At 54.3% G+C, this 14,186-nt stretch carries 8 protein-coding genes; 4 read left to right on the top strand and 4 right to left on the bottom strand.

Annotated features, from left to right (window positions below):
* Positions 1-241 (top strand): hypothetical protein (locus OZ410_RS06670; RefSeq protein WP_277707148.1); only part of this gene is annotated, 241 nt, incomplete at its 5' end.
* A gap of 66 nt (positions 242-307) precedes the next feature.
* Here the strand turns inward: OZ410_RS06670 and OZ410_RS06665 are convergent.
* On the bottom strand, positions 308-2,293 hold the full coding sequence (locus OZ410_RS06665; RefSeq protein WP_277707147.1) for a putative porin: 1,986 nt from the start codon (positions 2,291-2,293) through the stop codon (positions 308-310).
* Positions 2,294-2,432: 139 nt separating this feature from the next.
* Here OZ410_RS06665 and OZ410_RS06660 point away from each other — a divergent pair, with 139 nt between their 5' ends.
* From OZ410_RS06660 to OZ410_RS06650, 3 genes are all read left to right on the top strand, one after another.
* Entirely contained in the window at positions 2,433-6,764 is a 4,332-nt protein-coding gene (locus OZ410_RS06660; protein WP_277707146.1) for a thrombospondin type 3 repeat-containing protein, read from the top strand.
* Positions 6,761-7,480, top strand: coding sequence for a fibronectin type III domain-containing protein (locus OZ410_RS06655; RefSeq protein WP_277707145.1), 720 nt, complete (start codon positions 6,761-6,763; stop codon positions 7,478-7,480). Before OZ410_RS06660 ends, OZ410_RS06655 begins: the two co-directional genes overlap by 4 nt.
* Before the next feature lie 173 nt (positions 7,481-7,653).
* On the top strand, positions 7,654-8,205 hold the full coding sequence (locus OZ410_RS06650) for a hypothetical protein (RefSeq protein WP_277707144.1): 552 nt from the start codon (positions 7,654-7,656) through the stop codon (positions 8,203-8,205).
* A gap of 375 nt (positions 8,206-8,580) precedes the next feature.
* Here OZ410_RS06650 and OZ410_RS06645 read toward each other — a convergent pair whose 3' ends face one another.
* Genes OZ410_RS06645 through OZ410_RS06635 form a run of 3 tightly spaced genes read right to left on the bottom strand, consistent with a single transcriptional unit; the run spans position 8,581 to position 13,940 of the window.
* Positions 8,581-9,417: a hypothetical protein gene (locus OZ410_RS06645; protein WP_277707143.1), complete on the bottom strand. Its 837-nt coding sequence runs from the start codon at positions 9,415-9,417 to the stop codon at positions 8,581-8,583.
* A gap of 21 nt (positions 9,418-9,438) precedes the next feature.
* Positions 9,439-10,905: a RagB/SusD family nutrient uptake outer membrane protein gene (locus OZ410_RS06640; RefSeq protein ID WP_277707142.1), complete on the bottom strand. Its 1,467-nt coding sequence runs from the start codon at positions 10,903-10,905 to the stop codon at positions 9,439-9,441.
* 38 nt (positions 10,906-10,943) lie between these two features.
* Positions 10,944-13,940 carry a SusC/RagA family TonB-linked outer membrane protein gene (locus OZ410_RS06635; RefSeq protein WP_277707141.1) on the bottom strand — a complete coding sequence of 999 codons (2,997 nt, stop codon included), beginning with the start codon at positions 13,938-13,940 and terminating at the stop codon, positions 10,944-10,946.
* Positions 13,941-14,186: the final 246 nt, after the last annotated feature.

Here is a 14,186-nt window from a genome sequence, read left to right as displayed (position 1 = left end):
AGTCTTCCGCCCCGCTAAAGGCAGAAGAGTTGCTGTCTGTCAATATGTCAATGACCTTGGGGCGCCTTTCGCTCCCCTTTACACTCCCCGAAACAAACCTGCGTTTCCCTCGAAAAGCGGGTGCAAATATAGGATGGTTTTTTTGGTTCCACAAAAAGACTTCGAAAAAAAATTTCTTAAAGTCGTCTTAAAATTGCAATCAGCTGATTTTCAGCGATATATTGATGTCCTTGCTGTTTAAGCCGTCCAACATCCTAGGAATCAATAAGCTGGAAAAGCGGAAGTATTGGATTGCCTGGAGGGCATTTCAGGAGAAGAAATTCCAGACCAGCCCAAAACGGATCACAAAATCGCGATAGGGATAGCCCGGGGCCGAATAGAAGTTATTTCCTGAAAAAGAAGAATTAAAGTGTTCCGCCTTCAGGAATATCCGGGTTTGACGTATGCGCGCATTGATAAAAAAATCCAGCATGGGGAAGCTGCCCAGGGATTCCCGTTCCTGCACATAGAACTCGCCCAGCAGCGGGTGGTAGGCATCCATATTATACTCCGTAAAATACTTGAAGGTTACCCCGGTCTGCAGGTACATCGCCTTTTTAAAGACATGGCTGGAGTAATACAAGGTATTGCGGGTAACCAGCGTGGGCAGGTTAAAAACCTTTTGCGGCTGGTCCACCTCCTGGTAGAGCACCGTATTGTTGAGCGCCCATTTTCGCCAGTGCAATTCTTTCTCATACTTCACCCTTAGGTACGTAATACGGTCCGAGAGTTGGAACGGCTTTACGTAATACCGCTCCTCTCCCGCATCGATTTGTTCCGCTGTGGCCTCCGAGGCAAAATAGGTATAGCTGTCCATAGAACTGAGCTGGGCCTTCAGGCTCCCCAACAGGCCTGTCTTTACCTGGGCCGAGAGGCTCTGCACCTGCTCGTTTTCAAAAACCCCAATATTGTTCCAGTTATAGCCGATGTAATCGGACTGGTACAGCAGCGTGTTGAACTCCGGCAGGGCCGCGCTGTGGTGCAATCCGGCGCGGAAGTGGTTGCCTTCCCCCCAGGGTACGGTCAGGGAAGCGTCCAGGTACGACCCGGTAAGGTCTCCGCTTAACCCCAGGGCACCCTTCGCATCCAGACTAAATGCCCCGAAATCCCGCTTCCAGGAAGCCATCCCCAGCCACTGCTGCCCCTGGAACTCGTCAGGCACGAGCCCGGAGTCGGTTACCAGGATACTGGTAAAGAAATAGCGGTAATCCAAAACGCCCACCCCGGCTTCAAGCCGGCCCAGGACCCGGTTATCCCACAGGAGGCCTGCCCGGTTAAACAAGGTCTTGGCATAGGCCTGGTCGCGGACAGGGGTATAGAGCTGCTCCCCGAAATACGCATTGGAATTGCTGTTCTGAGAAAACTGGAACCACTTGGTTTCGTATTCCACCTGGTGGGTGAGAAACATCCCGCTGGTCGCTTCAGTGCTGTCCGTGCCATTGCCCAGCAAGCGCAACTGCTGGTCCAGGTAATACCGTTTGCCATTGAGCTCATTTTGCACGTTGCTGTACAGGACGTCAATCCGGGAGCGGTCCGAAAAATCCGTATCCCCGGACTCGAACTGTCCTTCCCGGTCCAGCAGCCCGCCGTTCTCCTGCCCCTTAATGTCCTGGGCCGCAATATGCGCCCGGAACCGATAAGCCCCGTTGGCTGTCACATAATTGGCAGTGGCCCTGAAATTCCCGGAGGTAACCTCGTCTTCCCGGTACTTCCCCCGGGAACGGAATCCCTTAAAGGCTATGGAGACATTGGTCCGGCGGTTGAAGTTACTGGTGAGCAATGCATCCAGCAACTGCCCCTGTTCGAAGGTAGTCTTGAACATCAGGTCAGAGAGGGGCGTAGCGACATTGTAGTAGCGCATATCCTCCCGCTCCAGGTAATTGAAATGCCGGGCCCGCGCACCCATACCCGGGTAAGGGCGCACCTTATTGGGCTGCCTGCCCAGGTGGTTATAGGGCTGCCCCACATTGGAAAAAGGCATAAGTTCGAATAAATCCCGCCTCAGGTAATTGTATTTATATTCCTTGGCAATGGTCAGGGAAGTATCCAGCACGGTGGTATCGCGTGTATGGGAAATAATCTTGTAATCGGCAATGGTAATGGCATTCTCACTTGCCTTTTCCCCTTTCCGGGCCGGGAGGGCCCCGGATTTATCGGCCGGTGGCAAGACCCTTTCCTTAGGAGGCGGAAGGGAATCCTGGCCCCATGCCGGGCACAAGGCAAAGCCCATAAGAAGCAGCAAGAGTACGCGCATGGAAGATCGGTTCCGGACAAAGTTATCGTTTTTGTTGTGAAGTAAAAGTGAAAGTTTTAGCTTGGAAGGCTTCCCCTGCCGTTCGCCGGTTTAAATTGCCGGTTTTTAGAAAATTGCTGATCTTTAGAAAAAAATTGGTATGAATCGGTTCTTCCTGGCCTGCAGCCTGATGGCCGCATGTTTTTCCTACGCCCAAACCGATCCGGCCGAAGCATCCCTGCAGGATGCCCAGGCTTCGGTGCGGCTGGTCTCTCAGGACCTCTCCCATCCCCTGAATGTGGACCAGGTTCGGGAAGCCTTTGAGGCCTTTTGGGCAACTCGCGATAAAACACAGAAAGGCAGCGGATATAAACCCGTTAAAAGGTGGGAATATTACTGGAGTCACCTGGCCGACACCAAGGGGAACCTGCCTACAGCTGCTCAGTTGTGGCAGAGCTATACCGCCAAAAGCGGTTTAGCTGCCAAAACCCCCAACCCAACGGCCAGCTGGAACTCAGCCGGCCCCGGGAATGTGAGCGAATACTCCGGGCGGCTGCCGGGTACCGGCCGCCTCAACGCCGTGGCCATAGACCCCAATAACCCGGATATCTGGTATGCCGGGGCCCCTGCAGGCGGCCTCTGGAAATCCACAAATGCCGGCCAGACCTGGACCAACCTCTTTGAAGACTTTCTGCAAATCGGGGTGTCCGGCATTGCCATAGACCCTTCAAATTCCAATATTATTTACGTTGCCACCGGAGATGACGACGCGGCGGATTCCTATAGCGTTGGGGTATTCAAATCTACGGATGGGGGCACCTCCTGGAACCAGACCGGGCTGAACCCTACCAACACCAACGTGAACACCCTAATGAATGAAATCGCCATAGACCCCACCAATTCCAGTATCGTTTGGGTGGGCACCAGTTCAGGCCTCTATAAATCCACGGATGGGGGCAACAGCTGGACGCGCGTGCAAACCGGGTATATCTCGGATTTCAAACTCAAACCCGGCAGCCCCAATACGGTATATGCCGTAGCCAATGCCCATATTGGCGGGGGCGGGAATGCCACTACCTTCTACCGCACCACCAATGGCGTGGATTTCACTGCATTGGCAAGCACCGACCTGCCCACTTCTGCCGGGCGCGTGGTTTTGGGGGTTACCCCGGCCGACCCCGAAATGCTGTATGTACTGGCAGCCAATACCAGTGCCCAGAATTTCACCTACCAGGGGCTGTACCGCTCTACGGATGGGGGAGACACCTTTACCAAGAGCCCGAATACCGCCAACATCATGGAATCCAGCCAGGCCTGGTTTGACCTTGCCCTGGAAGTATCCCCTACCAACGCCAACGAGGTGTATATGGGGTGCCTGAACATCTGGAAGAGCACCAACGGTGGGAACTCCTGGTTCCGGCTGAACCAATGGTTTACGAATGATGACTCCTACACCCACGCAGATATCCACAGCCTGAAGTTTTTCAACAGCAAGCTCTACGCGGCTACGGATGGGGGGCTTTACGTTTCCGAAAATGCAGGCAGCACGTTTACGGATGTGACCAACAATATGTCCATCGGGCAGTTCTACAAATTGTCCGTTTCCCCCAAGGATGCCGGGAAGATGATCGGGGGGCTGCAGGACAATGGGGGGCAGGTCCTGAATGCAGGCAACTGGAACAACTACCACGGGGGCGATGGGATGGACAACGCCATCGACCCTACAAACGACAACATCGTTTATGGTTTTACCCAATTTGGCGGTTCCCTGAATATTTCCTCGGACTCCGGCCAGTCCATCGGCAGCCTGGGGCCTCCCCGGGACGGGGATGGAGACCCCCTTCAGGGCAACTGGATCACCCCCCTGGCCATTGGCCCGGATGGCAAGGTCTATGCCGGCTATGACGGGGTATACACCCTGCAGGGCAATACCTGGGTTAAAGTTTCTGCCAACGACTTTGGCGGAGTAGATGCCGGGGACACCTATGTAAAACTGGAGGACCTGTTGGTAGATCCCTCAAACCCGGATGTCATCTATGCCGCAGAGGGCACCTTTGTATACCGGAGCTCGGACGGCGGACAAACCTTTGGCACCTTTTTTAATGCGGATTTTGAGATCTCGGATATGGCCCTGGATTCGGATGACGGATCTGCCCTTTACGTGGTAACTTCGCTGCGGGTAGGCATCAGCCAGAACAACCAGCTGGACCAGACCACCCGGAAAGTCTGGAAAGTGCCCGTTAATGCCAACGGCGACCCCGGCCTGGAGACCGACCTCACCCTGGACCTTCCTGCGGACCAGGCCCTTTTTGCCATCGTGCATCAGGGCCGCCACCCGGATAACCCCATTTACGTGGGTACCCACCTGGGGGTTTACCGCCTGGACGACACCCTGAGCAGCTGGGAAGAATACGATGCGGGGCTACCCAACACCGCCGTTTCCGACCTGGAGATCAACCTGGACGATGAAGTACTTACCGCCAGCACCTATGGGCGCGGGGTATGGCAATCCCCCATCCCGGTGGTGGTACCGGACAATGACGTACGACTGGTTAGCCTCACCCCCATTAACGGGGCGGTTATTTGCGGGGATGTGATCCCCGCCTTTGAAATCGAAAACAACGGCCTTAATCCCATCACTTCCGTAGACGTAAGTTACACCGTAAATGGAGGGGCACCCCAACAATTCAACCAGGGTGTTGCCCTGAATAGCGGGGAACAGGCCCAGATCAACCTTCCGGTTCTGAGCGGCCTGCCGCTGGGAGAAACCCATATTGAGGTGACGGTAACCATTCCGGGAGATGCCTTTGCGGACAACAACCGCTTGGAACACATCTTCTATGTGAATGAGGCAGCCATCCCCAACCAGGTTAACGATTTTGAGGGTGCAGGCACCGAGCTGATCTCTTATTCCGATGGTGGGGCAGCCGCGGTCTGGGAGAAAGGCATCCCCACCGGAACCAACCTGAACCAGGCGGCTTCGGGCACCGAAGTGTACGCCACCAACCTGGGCGGTAACCACCCGGATGCCGTGCGTGCCTACCTGGTAACGGAATGCTACGACCTCTCGGCTATGCTGGCGCCAGTGCTGAGCTTCCAGATGGCCTACGACCTGGAACAGGATTTTGACATCCTCTATATGCAATACTCCACGGATGAAGGTGCTACCTGGAATATCCTCGGGAATTTGGGCAGCCAGCCCAACTGGTACAACAGCAACCGCACCAACGAAAGCTCCGGCGCTTCGGACGATTGCCAGAATTGCCCGGGATCCCAGTGGACCGGCACCAACACCACCCTTACGGAATACGCCTACGATTTTACGGCCAATGCCCTGCTGGGTGAACCGGACCTGACCGGGGAAACCCATGTGGTCTTCCGGTTTGTATTCCACGCAGACCCCCTGGTCAACCAGGAAGGCGTAGTGCTGGACGACCTGGGCGTACAGGGCTTCCAGGACGATGAGGATGACGACAACGACGGCATCCCGGACCTGACGGACAACTGCCCGCTGGTACCCAATGCGGACCAGGCCGATGCCGACGGGGACGGGCTGGGTGATGCCTGCGACCCGGACGACGACAACGACGGCATCCCCGACTCCGAAGACAATTGCCCCCTGGTAGCCAATGCAGACCAGGCCGATGCCGACGGGGATGGCATTGGGGATGTTTGCGATACGGACGACGACAACGACGGGGTACCCAACAGTTCGGACCTCTGCCCGGATACCCCGGCAGGGACCACGGTAGGCCTGGACGGCTGCCCGGCCTTTACCCTGCCCGCAAACAACTTCCTGGTACAAACCACGGGAGAACGCTGCCGCAGCGCCAATGACGGCAGCATCTCCATTACAGCGGATCAGTCCCTGAATTACGTAGCCCGCCTGACCGGCAACGGGCTGGACCAGACCGTACCCTTTACCGATACGACGGAATTCAACAACCTTGCTTCTGGCAGCTACCAGGTATGCGTGACTGTGGAAGGGGAAGCCGATTTTGAAATTTGCTACACCCTGGCGGTGCCCGAACCGGAGGACCTTTCCGTGAGCGGAAAAGTAAACACCCTGGGTAAAGCGATTACCCTGGAGCTAAGCGGGGGCACCCAGTATCACATTGTTTTAAATGGAAAGAGCTACCGCACCACAGCCTCGGAAATCACCCTGCCGCTGGAGGCGCCGGTGAGCCAGCTGGAAGTGCGCACAGACCGCGATTGCCAGGGCGTCTACACCCAGGTCATCACCCTGGCAGACCAACCCCTGGCCCTGCCCAACCCCATAGACAGCGGAGACCTGGAAGTGTACCTCCCGGCTCTGGACGGGGAAACCGAAATCCGGATGTTTGCCATGGATGGCTCCCAATTGCTCCACAAACGCACCCCCGTCTCCGATGGCATGCTGCGCATTAATATGGACGCCTACAGCCCGGGCGTATACCTGCTCAATGTGTCCTGGGAAGGCACCCTGTACACCTATAAAATCCTGAAGCGATGATGGCATCCCAACGTATAGCACCCCTTTTAGCCCTTGCCCTCTTTACCCTGGCTTCCTGTGGTGGAGGCGGCGGCAATGGAGGTGATCCGGAACCGCAGCCTACACCAGTACCTGCGCCCTCGGCTGCCACCCTGGTATTCCCGGCCAACAATTCCGAGTGCACGGAAGGCACGGTAATTAATGACAACCAAAGCCGGGTGCTGTTCCAGTGGAATGCCTCCCAGAATACGGACAGCTACCAGGTGAACCTGCGAAACCTGAATACCAACACCACGGCCCTGACCAACAGCAATACCAACGAAGTAGAGATTACCCTGTTGCGCGGGGTGCCCTATGAGTGGTTTGTGACCTCCAGGGCGAACGGCACCAATGAAACGGCCACCAGTGCCAGCTGGCGTTTTTACAATGCGGGGCCGGGGGTTACCAATTACGCCCCTTTCCCGCCTCAGGCGGTCGCTCCGGCTCGCGGGTCAACCGTGCAGGCCACAGGCACCCTGGAACTCCAATGGAGCGCCAGCGACATCGATAATGACATTACCGGCTATAACGTCTATTACGGGACTACGCAATCCCCTCCCCTATTCGCCGAAAACATCCCGGATGCCTTCCAGAGCGTACAGATTCTCTCTGGTGAAACGTATTATTGGCAGATCGAGGCGATTGACGGGGCCGGGAACCGGACCCTTTCCGAGCTTTTTGCCTTCCAGATAGAATAGGAATGGTATTCCGGTATTATTTTTGTAGTATAAATACGATTAACACCATAAACACTATGATGATCAGAAAACCTCTGTTACTAGCGCTTGGCCTTGGCTTTGCAACTTTGGCTACCGCCCAAACCTCTTTTGAACTTCCTTCCAATTATATCAACAACAGCACAACCGGAGGCATGAATACCCTGCCCCCTAACGTGGAAGGAAGCCCATACCTGAACGATGAATTCAAACGGGGTGCCGTATATATGAACGAAGAAAAACCCTATGCGGCCTATATGCGCTATAATGCCTATCAGGACGAAATGCAGGTACAGGGGCCCGACGGCATCTCTACCCTCTTTAAACGGGAATATGTCTGGGCCATGCTGGAAGGCGAGAAATTCAAAATTGAAACCTATGATACCGGCAATGGTACCCGCCAGGGGTATTTTGTGGAACTCAACGCAGGTAAAACCCGGTTACTGAAGCGCTACCAAAGCTTATTCCGCGAAGGCGAGAAGGCGGTTTCTTCATACAGCCAGGACAAGCCACCGCGGTTTGAAGCAGAAACCTCCTATTACCTCGCCATGGAGGGCAAACCAGCACAGGAGGTAAAGCTTCGCAAAAAAGATATCCTGGAAATGCTGGATAATGACGCTTCCGAAGGCTTTGTAAAGGAAAACAAGCTTAAGCTCAAGGATGAGGCCGAAGTACTAATGCTATTGCAGCATTACAATGCCCAGTAAGCCATCCTCCTGCCCATTAAAACCCGCCCTGTGCGGGTTTTTTTATTACCAATTACTGGAAGTCTAAATCATTTACCTGCCTCATATACTTGACAGCTTTAATAGGATAAAAAGCAATGACCTTTCCGAAGAACGGAATCTTAAAAGCAGGCAGGCCACGCATTCAATTCCCAAGAGCAGGGATGGTTTATTCCCATGCCCGAAGCGCCAGACAGGCCCGTTTTACCTATCTCACACACAAGGGCCTATGACCCGGGTAGCATTAGCCTCCCAGAGGGGCTTCAATATTAAATACGACACTTTACCAAGGCATAAAAAAAGGCCTCCGAATGGAGGCCTTTTCCCAAACTAGCGCAAACCGCGCTAAGGTATCAATTACAGTTTGGTAAGCTTGATCTGAACTTCAGGCGCACCCCAACCGCACTGGTCGCGGGTATCGTCCACAAAATTAATGATCAGCTCAGAGTCGTCTCCGGAATTATACGTAGATACGTTTACAGAAGACGGCCCAACGGCATTTGCACCGCCGCAGCCCACGTTGATGTTATCCACCGCAGAAACCACAACCTCCCCGCAGATCAGGCTAAAGGAGAAAGTGAAGGGGGTAAAGGCCCCGAAGGCCGGATAGGCCGCCACAGTAAACTGACGGTCGGCTACGGTGGCCCCCTGGGTGATGTTTACCACGCCATCGGTCAGGGTAGGCGTATTGAAGATTCCCAGTACCTGGGTCTCCAGTTGGTATTCCCCAAGGAAATTTGCCCCGTTGGTGAACGGACAGAAACGGAAGAAATTAATCTTGTGAGACAAAACGCCTTCCAGGTTGTCTGCCCCCTGAACATTGTCCAGGTTCAGCACCAGGGAAGTAAGCCCGGTTTCCGGGATGGCATTAAAATTGGCATTTACGCGAATCTCCCCGACAAAGGATCCGGCAGGAATCACCAGGGACGCCTGGTCGATATCGTACTCTGACGGGTCCGCAGTGGAAGAAGGATCTACGCTTACGGAAATGGTCCGGTCCACATCGCTAACGGTAGTTACCCCCACCTCAATGATGGCGGTATCCCCGGTATCGGGAACCGGCAAGGTCTGCTCTGCACCATTGATAATCTGGGCAATGGCCTGGCCATTTGCCGTATCGTAGATTACCACGTCTTCCTCACAGGAGGAAACAAACAGGGCGCTTGCGATTAAGAGATATATAAACTTTTTCATCTTAGTCATGCATTAAGAGGGTTAGTAACCGGGGTTTTGCTGCTCACGCAGCCCGGGGTTGGCATTGAATTCCACGATCGGCAGCGGCAGCGTAAAGCGGTAGTCGTCTGCAGAAAGGGTACAGGCCCCGTTAAAGGCACAATCGATCGGATCTTTTGTAACTCCCTGGTTGGCACGGGAGCCCAGGCGCTTCAGGTCAAAATAGCGGTGGCCTTCATATGCCAGCTCTACGCGACGCTCATTCAGGAGCGCAGCATAGGCATCCGTTTGGTTGGCAAAAACAGGCGCAGCGGTATCCGTTCCAAAACGCGCATCCCGGATGGCCTTGATCAAATTGGCCGCCTCGGTCAGGTTGTTCTGGGCTACATAAGCCTCTGCACGAATCAGGTACATCTCAGACGCCCGGAAAATCTTCAGGTCGTTCATGAGCGGCTGCCCTTCAGAGCCCGGGTATTTCTGGATCACGAGGATGTCCTCGGCCGGGTCCTGGTTGGTGGCATAATCCGGATCAATCAGGCTGGTGGGTGCTACCATCACATCGTAACGGATGTCTGTAGGGTCCAGCAAGTTGAACAGGGAACGCCCCATTTCAAAATAGGGAGATCCTGCCAGGGTTGCGTTCACAAAGGCAAAACGCGCTCCTGCCCAGCCTCCGGCAGCTGCACTACCGGTAGCCCCTTGTCCGTCGTAGGTGTCATTGTTGGTACGCTCCAGCTTGAAGATCACTTCCCCGTCGGATTCGTCCAGGAACATGGCCTGGTAATCGGCCCGGTTGGCCAGCGGGTATTTATTGATCAGCTGCTGGCTCAGGGTACCTGCAGTAGCGTAATCCTGACGGTAAGCCGCGATGCGTGCCCGCAGGGCAGTCACGAAATCGTCATTGATCCGGGTAACCCCGTTGTCCTCACTGATCAGGCTGGCTGCCTGAGTCAGGTCGGATTCGATCAGTGCAAAAGTCTCCCCATTGGTATTCCGGAGGAGCTGCTGGTCGATCGTCGGCACAAAATCCATATTGATTACACTCAGAGCCCCGTCATTGGTGTAATCCGTGCTGAAGTAAGACAGCAGGATAAAATGGGCCCAGGCACGCAAGGCATAAGCTTCACCCAGAATCTGATTGAAGCGGGCCTGCTCAGCAGCATCCTGAGGTTCAATGATGTCTGAAGCCTCGATCAGCCGGTTCGCAGCATTGAGTTGCTGGTATCCATTCACCCAAAAAACCTGGGGAGCGGTACTTCCCGCATTCAATACAAACCCGTAATCCGCCAGGCCCTGCCCACCGTTGTCGAAACCGATGGACAGCTCATCGGTAAAGATGGACTGGAAGGCGATATCGGGTGAAATGTCAAATTGGTCATAGGCGCCGAACAAACCTGCTTCCAGGTCATCCAGAGACTGGAAGGCGGCATCTGCATCCAACCTTCCGGGTTGGTCGATCTCAATGGCGTCGTTACAGGCCACAAGACCCGTGAACACGCCAATTATCATTAAAAAGTTTCTGATATTTTTCATTGCTCTTTTTTCTTTTAAAATCCGAATTCAAATCCAACGGAAAGGGTTCTGGGGGTCGGATACAGACGGGAGGTGTTGCTCTGGGCCTCCGCGTCAAAACCGCGCCACTTGGTCCAGGTGAACAGGTTCTCCGCGTTTCCGAAGATGCGCAGCCGCTGCAGGCCGGTTCCATCCAGGTAACGTTTCGGGAAGTTGTATCCGATTTGTGCAAAACGCAGGCGGATGTAATCCGCTTCCTTCAGATAACGGTCGGAGGCAAAAGAAGCCCTGTTGGTCGCGTCATAGGCAGGAATGTCTGTAATCCGGTTATCCGGCGTCCAGGCGCGAAGCAGGTCGCGAGAGGAGCGGAACTGTCCTACGTTGTCCGGATTCTGGAAGGAAGACAGGTCAAAGTCGTAACGATCCACCCCGGTCACATAGTTAAACTGCGTGGACAGGAAGAAACCTTTGTAGTCCATATTGAACCCAAAGCTACCCTGCCAGTCCGGGAAGATGTTTTTGTTGAGCCAAACCCGGTCGGTATCCGCATCCGGATTCTCCGTAACATCTCCATCGGCCGTATAGAACAGCAGGTTACCGTTGGAAGGGTTCACCCCGGCATAGCGGATGGTGTAATACTCAAAGAGTTTCCCTCCATCGCGGCCGGTACCAATGATCTCACCTTCCTCGCTGGGCAGGTTTGCCAGCTCGGTCTCGTTGTAGTTTCCTACGGCACTCAGCGTAAGGTTAAACCCATCGGCCTCATCACTGCGGATCAGGTCCCAGTTCAGGGTGAAATCCACCCCGCGGTTGGTCAGGTCGCCGGTGTTGGCGTTCAGGGACGTTACCGCGTTGATGGCGGATACAGGCGTGCTCTGGAACAGGTCGGAGGTCTTCTTGTCGTAGACATCCAGGGTTCCGCGGAGGCGACGGTCAAAGACTTCGAAGTCCAGACCGATGTTCGCAGAGGTTACCGTCTCCCAACGCAGCGTGGTATTCGCAATCTGGGAAAGGAAGATGGAGTTATTCAGTCCATATCCCTGCCCGGTGGCGAAGAAGTTCTTGGTCAGGTCGGGTGCTGTAAAGTAGCTACCCCCGGCAATCCGCTGGTTCCCTGCGGTACCGTAAGAGGCGCGCAGCTTCAGCTGATCGAAAACGGAATTGGCCATAAACTCTTCGTTGTGGATGTTCCAGCGACCCGCAACGGAGTAGAAGGTAGCCCACTTGTTACTGCCCGCAAAACGGTAGGAAGCATCCCGGCGGATAGTCCCGGTAATCCCGTAACGGGTATCGTAGTCGTAATCGGCCTGTCCGAAATAGGAGAAAAGACCCGCATTCAGAATATTCGCAGTGGGGTTATCAGGGAAGAGCAGGGCTCCTGCATCCTGGTCGTAAACCACGTTGATCAGGCCATCGCCGTCACCCGGGTAAAAGGTTTTCGGGTTCAAACCATTGGCAAAGTACCCAAAGGTTCTCAGGTGGGCCTTGAAGTACTCCATATAGGCACCCACGTTAATGGCGTGCTTGCCCCATTGGTTGGCGTAGTTCAGGGAGGTTACCTGGTTGTAGCTGAAGACGCGGTTGCTATTCTGCTGCTGGAAACCTGAAGTCGGGTTTTCAGCACCCCCGAAAAGCAGGGCGTTAAAAGACGTCGGTCCTTCCGCACGAGTCAGGAAAGCACTCTGGTAATCCGCACCCATCGTAATGGCTGCAGTCAGCTCCGGAGTAAGCTTGTAGGATGCGTTCAGGCTTCCGATTAGCTTAATCTCTTCCTCAAAACGGGTGTAGGTGCGCAGACGGTCCAGCAGGAACAGGGGGGTGTTGCTGAAAAGCAGCGGAGACAGCAGGGCAGCTCCGTCTACATAATCATCCGGCGTAATGTACGGTACAGACTGGTAAGCTCCCAGGATGTAGTTCCGGTTGATGGCCCCGGACCCGATGCTGTTCGGCTCGTCGGACTTACTGTAGTTGATGGAAACGTTGGTTCCGTAGTTGAACTTGTCGTTCTTGGACTTCCCGGTCAGGTTGTTCCGCAGGTTAAAACGTTGCAGGTCGGAATCCTCCAGGATCCCTTCGGCATCAAAATAACCCAGGGTTGTCGCCTGAGAGAAATTCTCAGATCCTCCGGACAGGCGCAGGTTGTGGTTCTGCGTCAGGGCAGTCCGGAAAAAGAAATCTACCCAGTTAAAGGTGGGCGCCGCAGCAATTTCCTGAGGGGTCAGGGTGTTACCCCGTCCTGCCCCACGCTGGTTCTCCAGGGTCAGTTGCTCCTGGGAATCCATCAGGTTGTAATCGTTGTCCTGCAGCGTACTGAAGCTCAGGATTCCGGTGTAGTCGATCTGCAATTCCTGCCCGTAAGACCCGGTCTTGGTTTTGATCACTACCACCCCGTTTGCTCCCCGGTTTCCGTAGATGGCGGTTGCCCCGGCATCCTTAAGAACGGAGATGGACTCAATGTCCTGGGGGTTGATGCTCCGGAAGTTGGTTTCGTCCACCGGCGTACCGTCTACGATAAAAAGCGGAGCGGTGTTACCATTGATGGAGTTCACCCCGCGCAAACGCACGGTAGGCGCCGCACCCGGCTGCCCGCTGGCCACGCTGATGTCCAGACCGGCTACCTGGCCGGAAAGGGTTTGCACCACGTTGGCGTTCGGACGGTTCTGGATGGTGGTCGCACTAATGGTCTGAGCGGCAATACTGGATTTCTCACGGGTAGCAGTCCGGTAACCCTGAACCACTACTTCCTCGAGTACAGCAGCATCTTCCTCCATTTGCACGTTCATCACATTGGTCGCGCCAACGGTGAGGTCTACGGTCTTCTGCCCCAGGTAGGAGAACCGGAGCACCTGCCCCTGGCTTACCTGGATCGCATAATTTCCGTCAAAATCGGTTTGGGTTCCGCGAGTGGTTCCAACCACAATCACAGAAACTCCAGGCAATGGGAGATTATTCTGATCCACCACATTACCTGTAACGGTCTTCTCCTGTGCAAAGGAGAACGTTACGCTCAACACCATTAAGAATAGTGTCAAGATCTTCGTTAATCTTGATGTCATTTAATTAGTATTTTGAATTAGCCAATCGCAAAAATCTAAATAATAAGCTAATTTTACAAGAATCTTTTAACGGTTGCCCCCCAAGGTGTTAAAGAACCCTTTAGATTTTCCTAAACATCAGCGTTTTTTCGGATTATATGATACATCCTTAAAGATTTAACATATTTTCTAATTTTTAGGAGGCTTTTTAAACCGTAAAACACCTGTAGCAACCCCAAAACC

The organism is Robiginitalea aestuariiviva (assembly GCF_029537735.1).
Taxonomy (GTDB): domain Bacteria; phylum Bacteroidota; class Bacteroidia; order Flavobacteriales; family Flavobacteriaceae; genus Robiginitalea; species Robiginitalea aestuariiviva.
This window is presented reverse-complemented; position numbering and strand designations above follow the sequence as displayed.

Bases quoted from the DNA above. Each gene is read 5' to 3' on its own strand.
- OZ410_RS06655 (WP_277707145.1), top strand. From the start codon at position 6,761: ATGATGGCATCCCAACGTATAGCACCCCTTTTAGCCCTTGCCCTCTTT.
- OZ410_RS06650 (WP_277707144.1), top strand. From the start codon at position 7,654: ATGAATACCCTGCCCCCTAACGTGGAAGGAAGCCCATACCTGAACGAT.
- OZ410_RS06640 (WP_277707142.1), bottom strand. From the start codon at position 10,905: ATGATAATTGGCGTGTTCACGGGTCTTGTGGCCTGTAACGACGCCATT.
- OZ410_RS06665 (WP_277707147.1), bottom strand. From the start codon at position 2,293: ATGCGCGTACTCTTGCTGCTTCTTATGGGCTTTGCCTTGTGCCCGGCA.
- OZ410_RS06645 (WP_277707143.1), bottom strand. From the start codon at position 9,417: ATGAAAAAGTTTATATATCTCTTAATCGCAAGCGCCCTGTTTGTTTCC.
- OZ410_RS06660 (WP_277707146.1), top strand. From the start codon at position 2,433: ATGAATCGGTTCTTCCTGGCCTGCAGCCTGATGGCCGCATGTTTTTCC.